The sequence below is a fragment of the Pseudomonas sp. UBA1879 genome (genome assembly GCF_002338065.1).
Classification (GTDB): domain Bacteria; phylum Pseudomonadota; class Gammaproteobacteria; order Pseudomonadales; family Pseudomonadaceae; genus Aquipseudomonas.
The window spans coordinates 35,542-56,309 of the sequence record NZ_DDHJ01000023.1 but is presented as its reverse complement, the minus strand read 5'-3'; the positions used below and the strand labels follow the sequence as shown (position 1 = coordinate 56,309).

At 60.9% G+C, this 20,768-nt stretch carries 20 protein-coding genes; 7 read left to right on the top strand and 13 right to left on the bottom strand.

Annotated elements, in window-relative coordinates; translation table 11 throughout:
- Positions 1–131 precede the first annotated feature (131 nt).
- The 10 genes from urtA to cbiE all read right to left on the bottom strand — a co-directional run bounded on the left by urtA (position 132) and on the right by cbiE (position 8,651).
- A complete protein-coding gene (urtA, locus tag B3N48_RS24790) occupies positions 132–1,397 on the bottom strand; it encodes an urea ABC transporter substrate-binding protein (protein WP_296188181.1) in 1,266 nt (421 codons plus the stop codon).
- 576 nt (positions 1,398–1,973) lie between these two features.
- The gene (locus B3N48_RS24785) at positions 1,974–3,347 is read right to left on the bottom strand and encodes a PepSY-associated TM helix domain-containing protein (RefSeq protein WP_296188179.1); all 1,374 of its coding nucleotides are present in this window, start codon (positions 3,345–3,347) and stop codon (positions 1,974–1,976) included.
- A gap of 84 nt (positions 3,348–3,431) precedes the next feature.
- Positions 3,432–3,893 carry a DUF2946 domain-containing protein gene (locus B3N48_RS24780; RefSeq protein ID WP_296188176.1) on the bottom strand — a complete coding sequence of 154 codons (462 nt, stop codon included), beginning with the start codon at positions 3,891–3,893 and terminating at the stop codon, positions 3,432–3,434.
- A gap of 23 nt (positions 3,894–3,916) precedes the next feature.
- On the bottom strand, positions 3,917–4,387 hold the full coding sequence (locus B3N48_RS24775) for a copper chaperone PCu(A)C (RefSeq protein WP_296188174.1): 471 nt from the start codon (positions 4,385–4,387) through the stop codon (positions 3,917–3,919).
- Positions 4,388–4,441: 54 nt separating this feature from the next.
- The gene (locus B3N48_RS24770; protein ID WP_296188172.1) at positions 4,442–4,867 is read right to left on the bottom strand and encodes a DUF2946 domain-containing protein; all 426 of its coding nucleotides are present in this window, start codon (positions 4,865–4,867) and stop codon (positions 4,442–4,444) included.
- A gap of 58 nt (positions 4,868–4,925) precedes the next feature.
- Complete coding sequence (locus B3N48_RS24765; RefSeq protein WP_296188170.1) at positions 4,926–5,219, bottom strand: addiction module antidote protein; 294 nt, start codon at positions 5,217–5,219, stop codon at positions 4,926–4,928.
- Positions 5,220–5,221: 2 nt separating this feature from the next.
- Complete coding sequence (locus tag B3N48_RS24760) at positions 5,222–5,524, bottom strand: type II toxin-antitoxin system RelE/ParE family toxin (RefSeq protein WP_296188167.1); 303 nt, start codon at positions 5,522–5,524, stop codon at positions 5,222–5,224.
- Between the two features lie 108 nt (positions 5,525–5,632).
- Positions 5,633–6,355, bottom strand: a complete 723-nt coding sequence (locus tag B3N48_RS24755; RefSeq protein WP_296188165.1) for a cobalt-precorrin-6A reductase — start codon at positions 6,353–6,355, stop codon at positions 5,633–5,635.
- Positions 6,352–7,449 (bottom strand): cobalt-precorrin-5B (C(1))-methyltransferase, encoded by a 1,098-nt coding sequence (locus B3N48_RS24750; protein WP_296188162.1) that lies wholly within the window; start codon positions 7,447–7,449, stop codon positions 6,352–6,354. Before B3N48_RS24750 ends, B3N48_RS24755 begins: the two co-directional genes overlap by 4 nt.
- On the bottom strand, positions 7,449–8,651 hold the full coding sequence (gene cbiE / locus B3N48_RS24745) for a precorrin-6y C5,15-methyltransferase (decarboxylating) subunit CbiE (RefSeq protein WP_296188159.1): 1,203 nt from the start codon (positions 8,649–8,651) through the stop codon (positions 7,449–7,451). The genes B3N48_RS24750 and cbiE overlap by 1 nt, the downstream gene beginning before the upstream one ends.
- A 309-nt stretch (positions 8,652–8,960) precedes the next feature.
- On the opposite strand from cbiE, the gene cobG reads away from it, so the two are divergent.
- The 7 genes from cobG (at position 8,961) to B3N48_RS24710 (ending at position 15,876) form a co-directional block, all read left to right on the top strand.
- Positions 8,961–10,313 (top strand): precorrin-3B synthase, encoded by a 1,353-nt coding sequence (gene cobG / locus B3N48_RS24740; protein WP_296188158.1) that lies wholly within the window; start codon positions 8,961–8,963, stop codon positions 10,311–10,313.
- Positions 10,306–10,932, top strand: a complete 627-nt coding sequence (locus tag B3N48_RS24735) for a precorrin-8X methylmutase (RefSeq protein WP_296188156.1) — start codon at positions 10,306–10,308, stop codon at positions 10,930–10,932. The genes cobG and B3N48_RS24735 overlap by 8 nt, the downstream gene beginning before the upstream one ends.
- Positions 10,929–11,663 carry a precorrin-2 C(20)-methyltransferase gene (locus B3N48_RS24730; RefSeq protein ID WP_414704282.1) on the top strand — a complete coding sequence of 245 codons (735 nt, stop codon included), beginning with the start codon at positions 10,929–10,931 and terminating at the stop codon, positions 11,661–11,663. Before B3N48_RS24735 ends, B3N48_RS24730 begins: the two co-directional genes overlap by 4 nt.
- Entirely contained in the window at positions 11,663–13,375 is a 1,713-nt protein-coding gene (gene cobJ, locus B3N48_RS24725) for a precorrin-3B C(17)-methyltransferase (protein ID WP_296188153.1), read from the top strand. Before B3N48_RS24730 ends, cobJ begins: the two co-directional genes overlap by 1 nt.
- 340 nt (positions 13,376–13,715) lie before the next feature.
- Positions 13,716–14,495 carry a hypothetical protein gene (locus tag B3N48_RS24720; protein ID WP_296188151.1) on the top strand — a complete coding sequence of 260 codons (780 nt, stop codon included), beginning with the start codon at positions 13,716–13,718 and terminating at the stop codon, positions 14,493–14,495.
- 50 nt (positions 14,496–14,545) lie between these two features.
- Positions 14,546–15,232, top strand: coding sequence for a hypothetical protein (locus tag B3N48_RS24715; protein ID WP_296188149.1), 687 nt, complete (start codon positions 14,546–14,548; stop codon positions 15,230–15,232).
- Positions 15,229–15,876 (top strand): hypothetical protein, encoded by a 648-nt coding sequence (locus B3N48_RS24710; protein WP_296188147.1) that lies wholly within the window; start codon positions 15,229–15,231, stop codon positions 15,874–15,876. Before B3N48_RS24715 ends, B3N48_RS24710 begins: the two co-directional genes overlap by 4 nt.
- A gap of 29 nt (positions 15,877–15,905) precedes the next feature.
- Here the strand turns inward: B3N48_RS24710 and B3N48_RS24705 are convergent, their stop codons facing one another.
- The 3 genes from B3N48_RS24705 to purD form a co-directional block, all read right to left on the bottom strand.
- Positions 15,906–16,502 carry a MarC family protein gene (locus B3N48_RS24705; RefSeq protein WP_166595941.1) on the bottom strand — a complete coding sequence of 199 codons (597 nt, stop codon included), beginning with the start codon at positions 16,500–16,502 and terminating at the stop codon, positions 15,906–15,908.
- 66 nt (positions 16,503–16,568) lie between these two features.
- Positions 16,569–19,364, bottom strand: a complete 2,796-nt coding sequence (locus B3N48_RS24700; protein WP_296188143.1) for a hybrid sensor histidine kinase/response regulator — start codon at positions 19,362–19,364, stop codon at positions 16,569–16,571.
- A 95-nt stretch (positions 19,365–19,459) separates the two neighbouring features.
- Positions 19,460–20,755 carry a phosphoribosylamine--glycine ligase gene (gene purD / locus B3N48_RS24695; RefSeq protein ID WP_296188142.1) on the bottom strand — a complete coding sequence of 432 codons (1,296 nt, stop codon included), beginning with the start codon at positions 20,753–20,755 and terminating at the stop codon, positions 19,460–19,462.
- Positions 20,756–20,768 lie beyond the last annotated feature (13 nt).

Below are 20,768 nucleotides of genomic sequence, written 5' to 3'. Positions count from 1 at the left end.
GACCCGTCGTAAAACCCGCAAACGCGGTATGACAGACTCACCGCATGTGATGGATTCACTGCCGCTTCGCGCCAGATCGCGGGACAAGCCACGCTCCTACAGGAGATGTCGGGCGCAAGCCCGACAGGGTGTCAGTTACTCTTCACCGCATAGTCAGGCTTCTTGTCGTTGCCCGGAATGAACGGACTCCAAGGCTGAGCACGGATCGGCTCCTTGGTTTTCCAGACCACGTTGAACTGACCGTCGGCTTTGATCTCGCCGATCATCACTGGCTTGTGCAGGTGATGGTTGGTCTTGTCCATGGTCAGGGTGAAGCCCGATGGCGCGGCGAAGGTCTGGCCAGCCATGGCGTCGCGGACTTTATCCACGTCGGTGGATTTGGCTTTCTCGACCGCCTGCGCCCACATGTGGATGCCCACGTAGGTGGCTTCCATCGGGTCGTTGGTCACCGCCTTGTCGGCGTTCGGCAGGTTGTGCGCCTTGGCGTAGGCTTTCCAGTCTGCGACGAACTTGGTGTTGACCGGGTTCTTCACCGACTCGAAGTAGTTCCAGGCGGCCAGGTTGCCCACCAGCGGCTTGGTGTCGACGCCACGCAGTTCTTCTTCCCCCACCGAGAACGCCACGACCGGCACATCGGTGGCCTTCAGGCCTTGGTTACCCAGCTCCTTGTAGAACGGCACGTTGGAGTCGCCGTTGACGGTGGAGATCACAGCGGTCTTGCCGCCAGCGGAGAACTTCTTGATGTTGGCCACGATGGTCTGGTAATCGCTGTGACCGAACGGGGTGTAGACCTCTTCGATGTCGCTGTCCTTCACGCCTTTGGAGTGCAGGAACGAACGCAGAATCTTGTTGGTGGTGCGTGGGTACACGTAGTCGGTGCCCAGCAGGAAGAAGCGCTTGGCCGCGCCGCCGTCTTCGCTCATCAGGTACTCGACTGCGGGAATCGCCTGCTGGTTAGGCGCGGCGCCGGTGTAGAACACGTTCGGCGACATCTCTTCCCCTTCGTACTGCACCGGGTAGAACAGCAGGCCGTTCAGCTCTTCGAAGACCGGCAACACCGATTTACGCGACACCGACGTCCAGCAACCGAAGACCACGGACACTTTGTCCTGAGTGATCAATTGACGCGCCTTCTCGGCGAACAGCGGCCAGTTGGACGCAGGGTCAACGACCACGGCTTCCAGCTTCTTGCCGTTCACGCCGCCCTTGGCGTTGATTTCGTCGATGGTCATCAGCGCCATGTCTTTGAGCGACGTTTCGGAGATGGCCATGGTCCCGGACAAAGAATGAAGAATGCCGACCTTGATGGTGTCAGCGGCCTGGGCGGTCCAGGTCAAACCCATAGCGGCGATCGATGCGGACAAGGTGAACGCTTTAAGCAAACTACGACGCTTCATTGGCTAGCTCCATTCTTTGATTTTTTAGAAATGACGGCGGTTGGCTGTGCAGAGGTTGAGGCTGGTTAGGCTTTAGCAAAGGCTGGGCCAACGGCGAAAACGTCGCAAAATCGAATGAAAGCGTCGCGAAGCGGGGAGGGCTTGCACCAATGTGGGATGGGACCGGAGTGATGGTGCGCAAGGTGCGCTGATGTGGTGCGACGAAGTTGTCTGAGTCGACAGGTTTTACGAGAAATGTGCCGCGCGCTGAATCTGTAGGAGCTGGCTTGCTGGCGAAGGTGGTAGGTCAGTCAATACTCTCATAAATGTAAGACCGGATTCGCCAGCAAGCCGGCTCCCACGGATACGATGTCGGTCGCAGATTTTATGACCTATGCATGACCCCTGTGGGAGCCGGCTCGCTGGCGAATGCGGTTTGCCCGCAGCCATAGAATCTCCCACAAATGGGTTCGTACGAGTGGGATGTGGAAAAGCCAATGACGCAGCTGAATGGAAGGACGGGGCCTGAAACCGGAAATGAGGAGGAATTCATCACTAAACCACCCAAAAAAGGTCTCAGGCCCCGCAGGACGCAATCTAAGCTGTTGTCGTCGATTTGGCAAAGCGCGAAAGGGCTATCCGATCGAGCACCCACACGGCCAACATGGAAATCCCGACGAGCGGAAAGGCGATGCCCAGCAGGATCATCACTGCCGTCGCGGTTTTCCAGCGAGGCAAATCATGGCGCAGCGGCGGCACGCCCCAACGGTTTTGCGGGCGACGTTTCCACCAGATCACAATTCCGCTGACCGAGCTCAGCAGCACCATCAGGCAAATGAACAAGATGATCAGCTGATTCACCCAGCCGAACATCTTGCCTTCGTGCAGCATCACGCCCAGCTCCGTGGCCCGAGACACCAGGCTGTAATCGCCGTAACGCACATCCGCCAGCACCTTGCCGCTGTACTGATCGACATGCAGTGTGGCGTCGTTGCGCGGGTCGTCGGCGAACACTGAGACAGTGAACACGCCATCGGCGGTTTTCGGCGGGGTGATGCTGTAGCCGGGTTCGATCTCCCGCTCCTTGGCGATGTCCACGACCCGTTGCAGGGTGATCGTCGGCGCGGCGGGTGCGCTGGACATGGCGCGGTGGTTCATGTGCTCGGCATGATCGCCAGACGACACCGGCATTGGCGTGTTCTCCATCGCCCACGGCACGGTCTGCACGGCGGCGGTGTTCAGCTCGCCGGCCTGTTTGTCAGACTTCGGCACGTCATTCCACATCGCGGCCGGAAAGGTGTTCCAGACATCGGCGTAGACCTTGCCCCAAATGCCCGTCCAGGTCATGCCGCTCAACAGCATGAACAGCAGCGCCACCGAGCCCCAGAAACCGGTCACGGCATGCAGGTCACGCCAGAACACTCGGCCTTTGGCGCTGATCCGAGGCCATAACACGCCTGCCGGTGATTGTCCTCGCGGCCACCACAGATAAAGCCCTGATACCACCAGCACGATGCCCCAACCCGCCGCCAGCTCGACGAGCCGATCGCCGAGCGTGCCGATCATCAATTCGCCGTGCAGCGCGCGGGCCATCGCTTGCAGGTTGCTCTTCGCATCCTGGGTGCCGAGGAGCTCGCCGCTATAGGGGTCTATGAACAGGTTCACGTCGCGGCCGTCTTGTTTAACCACGAATTGCGCGCTGCTCTGCGCGTTCACAGGCGGCAGGTATTTGCTGATCAATACGTTGGGGTAGGCCGCGAGCACACGCTGTTGCTGCTCGTCGGCGCTCAGCAGGTGATGGGCCGGTTTGACCGTCAGCAGGTCGCTGTACATCAGTGAATCCAGCTGCGGTTTGAAAAGATAAACGATCCCGGTCAATGACAGCAGAATCATGAACGGCGCCACGAACAGCCCGGCATAGAAATGCCAGCGCCACGCCAGGTTGTAGAAAGACAGATTGGGCTTGGACACAGTGAAACGCTCCCGTCAGGGATAAGCACGGCGCAGCCCGCTGACGGCTGCATGGCCGTCAGCGGGTGCGAATGTTCTGAAGTTTCAAGCGACGGAAGCGAAGGGCGGGGCGCGACTGCGGGCGTTGGGGAAGACCTTGCGTTGTGCGTGACCCTCCCGCGGGGCCGCACGGTAGAAGTCGGCGGGCTTCGGCGGAACTGGTGCAATGACGGCGAGTGTTTGAGTCAGCGCGGGGCAACTGAACAGCAGGGTGCAATAGCCGCACTTGGCCCAGATCACATGGTCGACGCCGGCTGGGTCCTGAGCTTTCGCGTGGTGTCCGCTGTGTTCGCCAGACGGCCTGTCCATCGATGCGGGCATGTTCATGTCGGCCGCCATAGAGACCGGCATCGGCATGCCCGCGTGGTGCTCCATTGGCATCGATTGCGAAATCAGCGGGCCGATGAAGATCATCAGCATCGCGAACAGGCTCAGCCACGCACCCGACGTTTTACGGGGAGCGTGAGCGTGAAGGCGGCGTCTCGCGGATAAGCGGCTCAAGGGCATTCGGCGTCGATCAGCAAGGACGATTAATGAGCATGTGCTGGCATGTCGGGTGCCTCTTTCTGCACCGCTACCTCAACGGTCACATCGCCTGCCTTTTCGAAATGAAGGCTCAACGGGAAGCGCTGGCCAGTGGTCAGCTTCGAGCGGTCCTTCAAGTCCAGCAGCATGACGTGGTACGCCATCGGGGCAAATGTCACCGTTCCGTTTGCCGGAATCGATACCGTGTCGACTTGCTGCATCTTCATCAGGCCGTCCTGATGCACATGCTCGTGCAATTGAGCCGTCCCCGCGATGGGGCTGTCGACGCTGAGCAGACGATCGGCGTCCGCGCCGCCGTTTTTGATCACGAAATAGGCCGCAACGGTGGGCGCGTTGGGCGGTAACTCCATCGACCACGGGTGAGCGATAGCCAGTGGGCCCTTCTCGTATTCGTGGGCATCAACCACGCAGGTGGACAGCAACAATGCCGTCAGTAGCAGGATTTTTTTCAACATGGGGCAGGCCTCTCCAAGTCATTCAGATACGCGAGATAAAGCGTGAACGAACGATCAGACGCGCGGAGAGGCTCGTGGGTTGAGGTTGGGCCATAAGACACGGGGCGGGGCATGGAACACCAGAATGGCGTCCGGCAACCGAATAGGCTGGATGAAGACGATAAAGCCCGGCTGATTGTCGGCGGGAATCGCCACCATCGACATCGCGCCAGAACAGCACGGGCAGTGTTCCAGCAGGGCGTGATCGTTACGCTCCGGGGTTCCTTGGTCGGCAGGCAAAAGGGCCGTTGCCACCAGGCGCGTGCCGCTGCCTGTGCAGAAACTCCCCCATACCACCCGCTCAGCTTGCGTGCGCGGCATCGTCGGCGTCATGGGCATCGCCAACATGCCGAACAGCAGCGCAAAACACGCCACCCAGGCAAAGGCCCGGCGTCGCTTGAGGCTGATGAGGGTACGTTGTTGTTCTTTCATGTCGGCCATTTAGCCTGAATGGTCGCAAGATGTAAAAAGCGCGGGTGCGGCGATGTGTCGCGGGGGGTCAGGTCGAAGCGTGGAGCTTGAGTCCCAAGGCTTTGATGACTTTCATGATTGTTGCAAGGTCTGGATTACCTTTATTGCTCAGCGCTTGGGATAGGCTGTCCATATCCACTCCCATGTCTCGGGAGATTTGGGTCATGCCATGCGCTCGGGCGATGTTGCAGAGAGCTTTGAGAACCAGGGCGCCATCGCCTTGATCTTCTTTCAGGCAAGCATCCAGATAACCCGCCATGTCTTCCGGCGTATCGAGGTAGTCCACCACATCGTACGGTTTGAATTCTTCTTTAACTTTCATTTTCATGTCCTCATGCCGAGGTTCTTTACCATTTCCTTGGCTTGATCGATATCACGCGCCTGGGTGGATTTGTCGCCGCCAATCAGCAGGAGGTAAAAGACAGGGCCACGGCGAGTGAAGCAGACCCGGTACCCAGGTCCATAATGTATTCGCATTTCATAAATTCCGCTGCCAACCGGTTGGCAATCCCCGAAATGCCCGTCCTGAGCGGCATCAAGTCGCGCAAATATGCGTCGTTGGCCAGTTTTGTCTTTTAACAACTTTAGCCAGTTCGAGAATGAGGTGGAACGCTCGAAAAAAATCATGCGGAAAAGGTATTCCGTCAGGCTTTTTTCCGAAGTCAGGCGTAGCAGACGAGTAAAGTCGGAGCGTTCGTCGTGTTTCTGGCGAACTTACGACGATTTGGGTCTGGATCAGGAAATGTCTTGTAGAGCGGACAACGCCTGCGCGACGCTCCAGAACTCCCGATCTGCACCCGCCAATACCGGCCGCTTCAACACCAGCACGGGCACCCCACGCTCCCGCGCGACTTCCAGCTTGGGCTCGGTCGCGCTGCTCCCGCTGTTTTTGCTGATCAGCACATCAATGTCGCGACGCTCGAACAACCCGCGCTCGTCTTCGAGATGAAACGGGCCGCGGGCGCCGATGACTTCGCAGCGTTCGTTACCGGGATAGGGGTCAAGGGCGCGGAGGGTCCAGAACTGCTGCTCCGGAATTTCGTGCAGGTGTTGCAAAGGCTCGCGTCCCAGGGTGAAAAGCGGGCGTTTGAAGGGCGCGAGCGCTGTGATGAGTTCGGCCCAGTCCGAGACCTCTCGCCAATCGTCTTCAGGACCGGCCTGCCACGCTGGACGACGCAAGGCCCAGCACGGAATGCCTGTGAGTTTCGCGGCGGTTGCGGCGTTCTGGCTGATCTGCGCGGCGTAAGGATGCGTCGCATCGACGATCAGCCCAATACCTTCATCGCGTACGAATTGCGCCAGGCCTTCCGCGCCGCCGTAACCGCCGACTCGCACTTGGCAATGTAAGTCGCTTGGCACGCGGCCCACGCCCGCAAGGCTGTAGATGTGGTGTGGCTCCAGCGTCCGGGCGATGGCCAGCGCTTCCGTCACACCGCCCAACAATAAAATGCGCGTCACTGGAACGCACCCGCATGGCCGACGATGCCACCTTGCCGGTCAATGGCAAAGACCTCGACTTGAACCTGCGCCGGCACCACGCTGCGGGCGAAATCCAGCGCGTGCTGACACACCGCATCCCCCAGCGCCACGCCGACCGCCGCCGCGATGGCCAGCGCCTGTTGGCTGGTGTTGGCTTCGCGAATCTGCTTTTGCAAACCGGCGTCAGCACCCACGTCGGCCGCCCATTGCGCCAGCTGGTCCAGATTGATGCTTGAGTGCCGGCTGTGCAGGTCCATGTGCCCAGCGGCGAGCTTGCTGATCTTGCCGAAACCGCCGCACAGGCTGAGTTTATCCACAGGCACCTTGCGCAGATGCTTGAGGACAGCGCCGACGAAATCGCCCATCTCGATCAGGGCGATGTCAGGCAGGTCGTAGACCCGGCGCATGGTGTCTTCGCTGGCGTTGCCGGTGCAGGCAGCAATGTGTCGATAGCCGTTGGTGTTGGCCACGTCGATGCCCTGATGAATCGACGCGATGTACGCCGCGCAGGAAAACGGCCGGACGATGCCGCTGGTGCCGAGGATAGAAAGCCCGCCCAGAATGCCCAGACGCGGGTTCATGGTCTTGAGGGCCAGCTCGCTGCCTTTGTCGACGCAAACCGTGATTTCGAAGCCGCCTGCATAACCTTGCTCGGCGGCCAGTCGCGACAGGTGTTCGGTCATCATGCGCCGGGGCACGGGGTTGATCGCAGGCTCGCCAACGCCCAGCACCAGGCCGGGTCGAGTTACCGTGCCGACGCCAGGCCCTGCGACGAACCGTACGCCGGGCGCTTCGGTCAGGCGGACTTGTGAATACAGCAGCGCGCCGTGGGTGACGTCCGGGTCGTCGCCCGCATCCTTGATCGTTCCTGCCTCCGCGCCGCCTTCGATCAAGCGACAGAACTCCAGACGCATCTGCACCTGCCTGCCCTTGGGCAACGTGATGTCGATGGCGTCGCTGACCTCACCGGCCAACAGCAACTGCGCCGCCGCCAGTGAGGTAGCCGTCGCGCAGCTGCCCGTGGTCAGGCCGCTGCGCAGGGGAGCAGGTTGCTCGGCGGTTTCGTCGCGCATCAGGGTTTGATCACTTCGAGCAAGGTGATGGGCAATGCCTGACGCCAGGTGTCGAATTTTCCCAAAGGCTTGGAGTGAGCGATGTGGACTCGGGTCAGCTCACCGCCGTGGCGCTCGCGCCAGTTGATCAGCATGGCCTCGCTTTGCACCGTCACGGCGTTGGCGATCAGGCGCCCCCCCGAGCGCAGCTGTTCCCAGCAACTGTCCAGCACTCCATCCCGGGTCACGCCGCCGCCGATGAAAATCGCATCCGGGCATTCAAGCCCTTCAAGGGCATCGGGGGCTTTGCCACGCACCAATTGCAGACCTGGAACGCCCAGCGCATCCCGGTTGAATTCGATCAACGCCTGGCGATCTTCATTCGACTCAATCGCTACCGCGCGGCACGTGGGATGGGCGCGCATCCACTCGATACCGATGGAGCCACAGCCCGCGCCGACATCCCACAACAGCTCGCCAGGCACAGGGGCCAAGCGGGCGAGGGTAATGGCTCGCACATCGCGTTTGGTCAATTGACCGTCATGGCGAAACGCGTCGTCCGGCAGACCGCCGAGGGGCGACAAGCGCAGGGTGTTCGGCTCGGCGCGGCAGTCGATGGCCACCAGATTCAGGGGGGCGATGTCCAGGTCCGACCAATCCTGCGCGATACCCTCCACCCGACGTTCGGTCGCGCCGCCGAGGTGTTCGAGGACGGTCATATGACTAGGCCCGAAACCCCGCTCACGCAGCAACGCGGCAATCGCTGCGGGGCTGTGGCCGTCATTGCTCAGCACCAACAGGCGCAGGCCGTGGTGCAGCTGCGCATTCAGGGCCGCCAGTGGGCGAGCGACGACCGAAAGGGTCACGACATCTTGCAACGCCCAACCCAGGCGCGCAGCAGCCAGCGAATAAGAAGAAGGCGCCGGGATCACGCGCATCTGCTCGATCGGCACCTGACGCGACAGACTGACGCCAACGCCGAATAACATCGGGTCTCCACTGGCAAGCACGCAAATCGGTTCTCCGCGTTGCTCCAGTACGGGCTGCAGGGAAAACGGGCTCGGCCACTGACGCCGTTCGCACTGAATGCACGGCGGCAATAGATTGAGCTGGCGCGAACTGCCGAACACCTGCCGCGCCTGCAACAGCGCGTGCCGGGCATTCTTGCCCAGCCCCTTGTAGCCGTCCTCACCGATTCCCACGACTGTCAGCCACGGCGACATGTATTGCCCTCAGACCCAATGCTTGCGACAGGCCGGCTTGGGCGACCTGTGGATAAGCTCGGCATGATACCCCGCTGGCAGGGTCTCGTCGTCCGTGGCCCTGTCGGAAATGCAAGCGCATGCCCCTGTGGGCGCGCATCTGTTCCCGAGACGTTCGCATGGGCCGGCGGGAGCTTACCGGCGCATTCAGGTAGCGCGTATCGCTCATCCGACAGACCGCCTTTTCCCGCCCCCCGCCAAAGCAGGCATAATACCGGCCTTGCAGAACCTGCCTTCTGCCCCTTCATTCCGTTCACATCAGGTGACCCTTTGGCCGAGCCGTTGTCCGCTCGAATCCCTGCTGCGCCCCTGCGTCCCTCGGCCTGTCCGGGGTTGTTGCGTATCGTTCCGGCGCTGGATGGCGGGATTTGCCGGATCAAGTTGCCAGGGGGGGCGATTACCGCGCAACAGGCGCAGGCAGTGGCGGATGCGGCCGAGCAGTTCGCGAGCGGTGTCATTGAGGCGACCAACCGCGGCAATTTGCAGATTCGCGGGATTGGTGAGGATCATCAGGGACTGATCACGAGCTTGCTCGATGCCGGGCTGGGGCCGAAGAATCTCGCCAGTGATGACGTGCGCAACCTGATGCTCAGCCCTACCGCAGGCATCGACCCTCATCAACTGTTCGATGCCCGCCCGCTGGCTGAGCAGCTTCTGCACACCCTGGAAACCCATCCCCGCTTTCACGAGCTGTCGCCGAAGTTCGCGGTGTCTCTGGACGCGGGCGAAGGTCTGTCGATGCTCGAACACCCCCACGATCTGTGGCTCTCGGCGTTGAGGGTGGATGGCAAGACGCTGTTGGGCTTCGGTCTGGCCGGTTGCCCTGCGACCGACTCGCCATGGGCGGCGGTGTCAGTGGAGGCGGGTCATGATCTGGTGGTCGCGGTCTTGGAGTTGTTCCTTGACAATGCGCGGTCCGAGCAGACCCGCATGCGTCATTTGCTTGAAGAGCGATCCCCGGCGTGGGTGCTTGAGCGCTTGTCCGAGCGGTTGCGGCATCCGGTCCTGCATGATCAAAAAGTCACCACATGGCGTCGCGCGCCGGTCACCCCCAACGCGCACATCGGGTGTTATCCACTACGAGAAGCCGGACTTACTGCGGTCGGCGCTGTCGTGCCGTTGGGGCGCTTGAGTCCGTCCATGTTGCGCCGCGCGGCGGCATTGGCCGTTGAACTGGGCGATGGCTGGCTGGCGATGACTCCCTGGCAAAGCCTGATGCTGCGCAACGTGCGCACTGAAAGCACACCTCGTGTTATCGACGGGCTGGGCGCGGTGGGCCTGTTGTGCGACGCCAATCAAGCCTTGACACAGATGATCGCCTGCACCGGTTCAGCCGCCTGCGGCAAAGGCTTGGCCGACACCAAGGCCGACGCGCTTACATTGGCCACGCACCTGCAGCAACAGGGGGTGAGCCGAGCGGTTCATCTGTCCGGTTGCAGCCGTTCCTGCGCCGCCGCTCACGCGGCCCCGGTCACGTTGCAGGCGGTGTCTGCCGGACGTTATGACCTGTATTTTCGCCACGCAGGGCAGCCGGGTTTCGGCGCGCTGCGTGGGCGTGACCTCACTATAGAAGCAGTCGGTGCGTTGTTGACCGCCGACTCACGGAGCAACACCGATGATTGATTACATCCGCGACGGCCAGGAGATTTATCGCAACTCCTTCGCGATCATTCGCGCCGAAGCCCGTCTCGACACCGTCCCGGCCGACCTGGAAAAACTTGCCGTGCGCGTGATCCACGCCTGCGGCATGGTCGATGCGGTCGAAGGGCTGCGCTACTCGCCGGGTGCCGGTACGGCGGGACGACAAGCCCTGGCCGCCGGCGCGCCGATCCTCTGCGATGCGCACATGGTCGCCGAAGGTGTCACTCGCACTCGGTTACCCGCCAACAATCAGGTGATCTGCACGCTCAAGCACGATGGCGTGCCTGAGTTGGCGCGCGAGCTGGGCAACACTCGCTCTGCCGCTGCGCTGGAACTGTGGCGTCCGCATCTGGAGGGGGCAGTCGTGGTCATCGGCAACGCACCCACCGCATTGTTCTATCTACTGGAAATGCTCGATGCTGGCGCGCCGAAACCTGCGCTGATCCTTGGCTTTCCGGTCGGTTTCGTCGGGGCGGCGGAATCCAAGGACATGCTCGCTGCCGACAGCCGCGGTGTGCCGTACGTGATCATGCAGGGCCGTCGTGGCGGCAGCGCCATGGCCGCCGCTGCGGTCAATGCCCTCGCCACGGAGATCGAATGATGCAGGTTCGTGGTCGTCTGATAGGCCTGGGCGTGGGCCCTGGTGATCCCGAGCTGATTACCGTCAAGGCCTTGCGCCTGCTGCGTGAGTCGCCCGTTGTGGCCTATTTCGTTGCCAAGGGTAAGAAAGGCAACGCATTCGGCATCATCGAAGCGCACCTGCAAGCCGCGCAGACACTGATGCCGCTGGTGTACCCGGTGACCACCGAAGCGCTGCCGGCGCCGATGTCCTACGAGCAGATCATCAGCGACTTCTATGACAGCGCCAGCCTCGACGTCGCCGCGCATCTGGATGCCGGTCGCGACGTTGCGGTCATCTGCGAGGGTGACCCGTTCTTCTATGGTTCCTACATGTACCTGCACGACCGCCTCGCCGCGCGCTACGAGGCCGAAGTGGTGCCCGGCGTCTGCTCAATGCTTGGCGGTGCTTCCGTGCTAGGCGCGCCCTTGGTGTATCGCAACCAAAGCCTGTCGGTGCTATCGGGCGTGCTGTCCCCCGATGAGCTCAAACGCAAACTGGTGGACGCTGACGCGGCGGTCATCATGAAGTTGGGCCGCAATCTGCCGAAAGTGCGTCAGGTGCTGGTCGAAACCGGGCTTGCCGGGCGCGCGCTGTATGTCGAACGCGCGACCATGAGCAATCAGAAAATCGTGCCGCTGGCCGATGTTGATCCGATGTCATCGCCGTATTTCTCGCTGATCATTGTCCCCGGCGAAAGGTGGCAAGGCTGATGGGAGATTCCAGTCAGAAAGCCCCTGCGATTGTCATTCTGGGCAAGGGCGCGTTGAACACGGCGCGGCGCATTCAACAGCTGTACCCGGACGCGCTGATTCACGGGCTGGTCGGGCGCGTTGCAGGCGCAGACCGCAGCTATTCCGAGTTTGGCGCAACGTTGCGTCAGCTTTATCAACACGACACGCCGATCATCGCGTTGTGCGCGGCAGGGATCGTCATTCGCACCCTGGCCCCGGTGTTGTTGGAGAAGGGCGCCGAGCCGCCCGTGCTCGCGGTCGCCGAGGATGGCAGCGCCGTAGTGCCGTTGCTGGGTGGACTGGGGGGCGTCAACGTCATGGCCCGCGAGATTGCGTCGGGCCTGGAAACGACCCCGGCGATCACCACCAGTGGCGAGCTGCGTTTCGGCACCTGCCTGCTCAACCCGCCGTCAGGATACGCGCTGGGCGATCTGGAACTGGGCAAGCGATTCGTCTCCGATTTGCTGTCAGGCGAAAGGGTGCGTATCGAAGGCGAAGCACCCTGGCTCGCGCAAGCGCAGTTGCCGGAAGATGATCGTGCAGAGTTGGCGATTCGCGTGGGCTATGCCGAGCGTGAGCCGTCGGCCAACGAACTGTTGATCTATCCACGCAACGTGTTAGTGGCGGTGGATGCAAAGGTCGACAACGTCGCCGACGCCGTGAAAGCGGCGCTGCACGAATCGCGCATCGCGCTGCAATCACTGGCATGCCTGCTGGTCAGTGAACACGACATGGCGAACCCCGCCTTGCATGCCGCAGCCGAGACCCTGAACGTGCCGTTACGCTTCACCGCAGCGGGCTCGCCGGGTGACATGGCGCAACAGGTCTTGCCGCAGCTGCTGTCACCGATTACGCCGATTGAAGGCATCGCCATCGTCGTCGCGCCGCAACCATTGGACATTGAACAGATCGGTCACGGGCGGGGCCGACTCGCCGTCATCGGCCTTGGTCCAGGGGCTGCCGAGTTCATGATTCCGGCGGTCAAAGCCGAGCTGGTGCGGGCCAACGATGTGCTGGGTTACGAAACCTACGTGCGCATGGCCGGACCGTTTCGGGCCGACCAAGTCCTGCATTGCACTGACAACCGCGAAGAAATGCAGCGCGCGCGTCACGCCTTCGAACTGGCCGCTCAAGGGCGTTCGGTGGTAGTGGTGTCATCGGGCGATCCGGGCGTGTTCGCCATGGCGGCGGCGGTGCTGGAAGCGCTGCACGAATCGGATAACCCGCTGTGGCATTCGGTCGATCTGGAAATCCTGCCAGGCGTGTCTGCCTCGCTGGCAACGGCGGCTCAAGCCGGGGCGCCCTTGGGGCATGATTTCTGCGTGATGTCGCTGTCGGACAACCTCAAGCCTTGGGACGTCATCGAGAAACGCCTCGACCTGGCCTGCCAGGCTGATCTGGCGCTGGCGTTCTATAACCCGATCTCCCGTTCTCGCCCTTGGCAATTGGGCCGCGCCCTCGAAATCGTCCGCCAACATCGCACGCCCGAAACGCCAGTGACCTTGGGACGTGACATCGGACGTCCGGGGCAGACCTTGCAGGTTGTCACGCTAGGCGAACTCACCCCGGAGCAGGTCGACATGCGCACCATGGTGCTGATCGGCTCGTCGCTGACCACGACCTTTCCTCGCGTGGGAGGAGGGCAGTGGGTGTACACGCCGCGTTGGTATGGCGCGAAACCTTTGCGTTGATCGCTTTGTAGGCTCGATGGGAACTCATCGTCTGAGTTTCCGTCGCTCCCAGTAGGAAGGCTCCTCAAAAAATCAGGAAATCGCCACCCGCTGATGGGGATGTATCCGCATTAGCGCGTCCAACATCCCCCGAGAGTTACCTTGGCTTGTAGGCAATGTTCCGAATGCTCAGCCAGACCCTCGACCGTTCTGGTCCTGCGTAACGGCAGTTGAATGCCGCGTCTTATTTTCATAAGCAAATGTTACCGCGCCTGTTCCCGATTGACTGCCAAACATGCCTGTCGAAGTGCGTTAGGGTGTTCATCGTCCAGTGAGGACGTTGACCCAAAAGGATTTGGAAATGAAGAACGACACATTTATTGAAAGCATGATCACCGTACCGCCGCTGGACTCGATCTCTGAGGCTCGCGCGGTTGACCTGCCTGCATCAGAGGCCATCGTGCCTGCGGGGGCTGCGGTGTCCGGTGCGGGCGTCATCGGTTTCGTGGAAGGCATGACCCAGCAAGCAAAGGATGACGTACTCGACAGCTACTCCTACGCCACCCTTGCCGCCGACCGGCGTTACAGCTCTACCAAAGAGCCCGGGAAGTGGTATGAAGTCTTTCGCGAAGTCATGACCCGAGTCATGCATTGGACTTCGCAAGACGCCGCCTACAGCAGTTATTCCAGCCGCGAACGTGTGCTGACGCTGGATCAGGTGGTCATGCAAATTCTGGCCAACTCGCTGTACGCCGCCGGTGTCGGTGCGATAGGCGCGCCGCAGCTGTTGGACACGGCCGCCGCTGCTATCGAAAAGCTGAAGGAGCGAGATGAGCCGCTTCGGTTGTTCAACTACAACTCCACCAAACCCCTGAACGGCGGTCGAGCCATGGTCGGTGGCTGCAGAGAGAGCGCCGATGGCGTGATCGTCCTGGCGGTTGGCGCAGTGGAATTGAAGACTGATCTGACCGTCGGCAATGTCCTGTTCTTCAACTGGAACTCGGTGACGCTAGACGTTCACCGTACTTCGGACGTGTTTGTCTTCAATCAGTCCCTGTATGCCCGAGGCCGGCGTCAGAAAGTGCGCGATGCGCTGGAGAAATCTGCCGACGCGGTCGTAGAGCTGTATCCGATCGATTGATTTCAAGGGCCGCAGTGCGTACTGCGGCCCTTTTTTACAGGAGTTGACCTATGGCGAAGGAATTGCTCGAGGTGCACGTCAATGGCTCTGAGTTGCTGGTGTTGCGGGGATGTCCCGATCAAGCGATGAGCGACGACATGATGGCCTCAACGTTGTATACGCAGTTGGCTGCCGATCATCAATTCAACAAATTCGACACGTTCAGCCAGTGGCAAGACATCCTGCTCAATGCGTCGAGCAAGTTCGGCTGGCTGCGGCTCGATGTGACCGATACTCAAGAGCGCGCAGAAACCACCGGAACGCTGATACCTGCCGATGTCTTTGGCGCTTTGCTGCCCGCTTCACTGGCGCACTGGCAAGGCGACCCGCTTCGCTCATTGTTCACTCAGCTGTGCGCGGCGCCCGGCAACGGCGAAGCGTTTCGCCTGCTCAAGCAGGGCATGTTCCGCACGTCCTCGTCCGGCGACGCTTGCACTGTGGTCATGCGGCTCAGCTTCATGGGGCCGACCGGTGAGCGTGTTTCGCTGTCTCTGGCCTTTGAGACGCGCGAGACGCTGGCGGAAAACCCGTTCAATCAGTGTTTCTCACGCCATCAATTGATCGGGAACATGATGTGTTCACGGGTGATCGCCCAATTCGACGGCATTCGATACGCCCCGCTGAGAACCCGGGTCAACAAAGCCCTTCAAGCCAAACAGCCTGGCCTGGTGTTTCCCGTGACAGTGGTGGGCCTATGAGCGAAGTCTCTGGCATGGTCATCGGTAACACGATGATTGCTCTGCACGAGGGCATCCCTGCCGGATCGGACCGTGAAGATGTGCTCAGTTGTCTGGCCCACGCTGACGACTTCGCCAGTCGGTACTTTGATCCGAAGAGGGAATATCAGAATTGGCTGTTTCGGTATCACACGCGTTTGCAACAGCGCGGCTGGACATTGGTCAATCCGATACAGCACACCCCACAGGTCATTTTCGATGCCTCGGAGCTAGAAAATGTGACCTATAAAATCTTCGATTCGGTCAATTCTCGGCGATTGGCCAAGCTCGCACAGGCAGCGTGGTCGTCCTTGAAAACCAACCGCCTTGCGCGAGGGTTCTTCAGCGGCGGGCACCGCAACGGGGAGTTGGGGCGAATGCAGTTGATACCCTGCGCACTCGATGCCAATGGCGACATCACTTTGCTGACGTATTGCATTCGGCTGACGGGCACGGTGGATACCCGTGACTTCGACTTATGGACCGTGACCCAGCGTGAAATGCTGCTGCGCATCAGTGGCGGGGTGTATCGTTTCGACCGCGTCACGTACGCCAGATACCGCGAAGACATCCTGCAGCAACTGGATGCCCAAGGCGACCGGGTCATGCAGAAATACCCGATCTGATTAATGACGCTGTCGCGGGTGAGCAGGCTTCAGGGCACCAGATAGCCCTTGATGCCCGTGAAAATGATTTGAGCCGCCAGCGCGCAAACGAACAACCCCATCAACCGGCTGACGATCTGCAAACCCTGATCGCCCAGAATACGTTCGATGCTGTGGGACAGATACAGCACGACCCCCACGGTGAAACTCGCCAGCGCGATGCTGACAATGGCCGTGAGTTTGTCGTCCCAATGTGGCTGGCTGACGCCCATGACCAGCAGCGCGCCAATGGTGCCGGGGCCAACGGTGATGGGGATGGTCAGAGGAACGATGGCGACGTCTTGCTGCACGTTATCGGTCTGCACGCCGGACTTGCCTTGGGCCATGCCCAGTGCCGAGATGAACAGCACGCTGCCGGCGCCGATACGGAAGGCATCGGCGGTGATGCCGAAGACACCGAAAATGACCCGTCCGAACAGGTACAGCAATACGCTGGAGACCAGCGTGGCAAAGGCAATTTTCCACGCCAGGTACCGGCGTTCCTTGCGCGAATAACCACGGCTCAAGCTGATGAAACACGACAGGACGAAGAACGGGCTGTAAAGCACCAGCATCTTCAGGTAAACGCTGAACAGCACATGAAGCATGGTTTGAGCTCGTGGCGGCAGACTCGGACGGGAGGAAGTCTATCAGGCGCCGAGCAGGAGAGCGGGTCAGATTTGCTGATAGCGGTCTTCATCGTCGGGCTCATCACCGGCCTGACGACGCGCCCGTTGCTCGACCCAGTATTCGACCAGTTCCCGTAGCTGCGACAGTTCCACCGGTTTCGCCATGTGGCCGTCCATGCCCGATTGGCGCGCGCGGTCTTTGTGCTCCGTCAGGATGTGCGCCGTTAGCGCCACCACGGGAGTGCGCTCCCGCTGATTGCCCAATTCCCAGGCGCGCAATTGCTGCGTGGCCGAGAAGCCATCGAGGATCGGCATTTCGCAGTCCATCAGCACCAGGTCGTAGCGCTGAGCCTTCATGGCGTGCAGGGCTTCCTCGCCATTGCTGGCGGTGTCCGGTTGCAGATTGAGCTTGCCGAGCATGCCGCGAATCACCTTCGTGGAAATGCTGTTGTCTTCTGCCACGAGGATTCGGAAATCGCTGGGCACATCGACTTCGTTGATCACCGCCGGAACGGGTGAATACGGCGCCTGACCTTTGTTACGTTGATTCAATTCATCGGCCAGCGTGGTCTTGAGCGTGTAACCCGCGACGGGCTTGGCGAGGATGCGCTTGACCCCGGCGTTGCGCGCAATGACCTTGCTCGGCGCATTGCTGATGCCCGTGAGCATGACCAGCAAAATGTCGTGATTGAGGCTCGGGTCTTCCTTGATCTTGGCGGCCAGCTGCATGCCGGTCATACCGGGCATGTTCTGGTCCAGCAGCACGATGTCGAAGTAATCACGCAGGTGCGCTTTGGTGCGCAACAGGGCCAGCGCTTCTTTACCCGATGGCACAGCGCTGACGTTCAGCCCCCATGCGCTGCACTGTTGCACCAATACTTTGCGGCAAGTGTCGTTGTCGTCCACCACCAGTACCCGAGCGCCTTTGAGCGGGCTGTCCAAATCAGATGGCGGTTGCTCCAGGCGCTCCGGGTCCAGGGGCAAGCTGAGCCACAGGGTGCTGCCGTGATGGCTGCCGCTCTGAATGCCGAATTCGCCATTCATCAGCAGGATCAACTGACGGGCGATCACCAACCCAAGGTGCCCGCCGACCTTGCTGGCGGCGAGGAAATTTTTGCTGTGCAGTTCCGCATGGAGCAGGGCATCGCGTTCCTTGGCCGTCAGCGGGGTGCCGCTGTCCTGAACGGCAATCCGCAGACGCGGTTTGCCGCCCCGCGAATCCAGCGCAACGACCAACAGGATTTCGCCCTCGTCAGTTTTCTTCAGGGCGTTTTCCAGCAAGCTGAGCAGCGTTTGACGCAAGCGGGTCGGGTCGCCGCTAATGACACGGGGCACTTGCGGCTGAATGAAGCTGATCAGCTCGACACGCTGTTGTTCCGCCTTCGCCCGGAAGATGCTCAGACAGTCCTCGATCATCGCGTTGAGGTCGAACTGCACGTCGTCCAGCTCAATCTGCCCGGACTCCAGTTTGGTGATGTCGAGGATCTCGTTGATCAGGGTCAGCAGCTCGTTGCCCGCGCTGTGAATCGTCTGCACATAGTCCCGTTGCTTGACCGACAAGGGGGTGCCCAGCAGCAATTCGGTCATACCCAATACGCCGTTCATGGGCGTGCGGATTTCGTGGCTGATCTTGGCCAGAAACTCGGCCTTGGCATTGATTTCGGCGGTGCTGGCCGCCAGCTCACGGCTGATGCTGAAGTTATCTTCGGTAATGCTGCGATGGCGCTCGCTCAGGGCAATGCTCATCAGCAGGCCGCACAGGCAAAACATGCCCAAAACCGCGATGATCAGCGTTTGCGCGGCGATGGTCGTAAGCCAGAGCATCGCAGGCACAATCACCAGATTGCCGAGGTTGAACACAATCATCGCAATCACGAACGGCCTGGCCGGTCGATAGCCTTTTTGCAGGTGATAGATCGACACCAGCGTGATGGTCAGAGTCGTCAGGGCCACCAGCAGGAAGGTCAAGATGTTCAGCGGCAGGGTGTCGACGAACAGCACCAGCAGCCCGCCAAACCCGACGATCAGCAGCACGCTCATCAGCAGGCGATTAAGGGTTTCAGCGCCGCGCTGGATGAAGAAGCAGTAGGCGTACATCAGCCCAGTCGCAGCCGCCATGAGCAGCGCCAGATGCGCGCTCGGGGTTTGAGCGATATGCCATCGTGGTAGCCACGGCGCCTGCAGGTTCAGCAGCAACAGCCCGCTCAGGCCAAGACACGCTTCACACGCGGCCAGCCACAGGCTGCTCACCGAGCGGGATTGGGCGTAGCGGGTGATGTTCTGCACGATCAGCATGAACAACGAACCGAAGAACAAACCCAGCAGCAGGGGGCGACGTTCGTCTGCCGCGCTGGACACCGCGGACTCCAGCGAGATGTTCGGACGCAGTTCTTGCTCGGACTTCAGACGCAAGTAGAGATCCAGCGGCCGATCGCTTTGCGGAACAGGCAGGAGAAAATCGATGGAAGGCAGTGGTTGTGCGGCGCGTGGGACTTTGTTGCCGGAGCGCGAGTGATCGATCAACGCCTCGCCATCGAGTACATACATGTCAACGGTGGCCAGGTCCGGCGCAAAAATACGCACCAGCTGTTCGTGGTCGGTCGGGGGCAACCGATAGTGCAGCCACAGGGCGGCGTCACGGCTGACGGCGCGCACCTTGTCGAGTTCGACAGGGCTGAATTGAGAATCGTAATGCGGAGAGCGAATGTCGCTGAGCTGCAGATTGGCCTGATCGTCGACAAGGGTCGACCATCCCTCGCTGACCTCGGCAAAGGCCGTGGGCACACAGAGGAGGGTGATCATCGCGATGATCGAACAAGTGGCAATCCTGAGCCAGCGCACGGCGAAATCCCTTCATGAATGAAGCCAATTAACTCTGGATAGGCACCGGACGTCTGGACAGCCCTCCCTCGAGAAAGGCCGTCCGAACCGAGAACTTACTCCAGGTGTTCGCCGCGTTCCCGGGCAATGGCGCGGTAGCCAATGTCCTTGCGGTAGAAACAACCTTCCCAGTCAAGCTTTGCAGCCAGTGCGTACGCCTGTTTCTGCGCATCGCCCACGGTGTCACCCAGCGCGGTCGCACACAGGACGCGACCACCGGAGGTCACGACCTGGCCATCCTTTAACGCGGTCCCCGCGTGGAACACCTTGCCCGGCAACGCCGCAGCCGCGTCCAGACCGGTAATCGCAGCCCCTTTGGCGTAATCGCCCGGGTATCCGCCAGCGGCCAGCACAATGCCAAGGCTCGGGCGTGGGTCCCATTGGGCTTCCACTTTGTCCAGAGCTTGCGCCAAAGCAGCCTCGACCAGCAAGACCAGACTCGATTGCAGGCGCAGCATCACCGGTTGGGTTTCCGGGTCGCCGAAACGGCAGTTGAATTCGATGACCTTCGGATTGCCTGCCTTGTCGATCATGAGCCCAGCATAGAGGAAGCCGGTGTAAACGTTGCCTTCTTCGGCCATGCCTCGGACGGTCGGCCATATCACCTGATCCATCACGCGCTGGTGCACGTCGGCGGTGACCACGGGGGCCGGGGAGTACGCGCCCATGCCACCCGTATTAGGGCCGCTGTCGCCGTCGCCAACGCGTTTGTGGTCCTGACTGGTGGCCATTGGCAAAACGTTCTTGCCGTCGACCATGACGATGAAGCTCGCTTCTTCGCCATCCAGGAATTCTTCGATGACCACGCGCGAACCGGCATCGCCGAACGCATTACCCGCGAGCATGTCGCGTACTGCTTCTTCGGCTTCTTCCAGAGACATGGCAACGATCACGCCTTTACCGGCGGCCAGGCCATCGGCCTTGATCACGATCGGCGCGCCTTTCTCGCGCAGGTAGGTCAACGCAGGCTCGATCTCGGTGAAGTTCTGGTAATCGGCCGTCGGGATCTTGTGACGCGCCAGGAAATCCTTGGTGAAGGCCTTGGAGCCTTCCAGTTGGGCAGCGCCCTGAGTCGGACCGAAGCAGTCCAGGCCACGGGAGCGGAACAGATCGACGACACCGGCGACCAGTGGGACCTCAGGGCCGACAATGGTCAGCGAAACGTTCTTCTCGGCGAAGTCAGCCAATTGCTCAAGGGCCAGTACGTCGATAGCAACGTTCTCGCACTTGGCCTCGATGGCCGTCCCGGCATTGCCCGGTGCGACGAATACCTTCTGCACGCGAGCATCCTGCGCGACCTTCCAGGCCAGCGCGTGTTCACGGCCACCGCTGCCGATGATCAAAACATTCATTCAAAAAACCTCG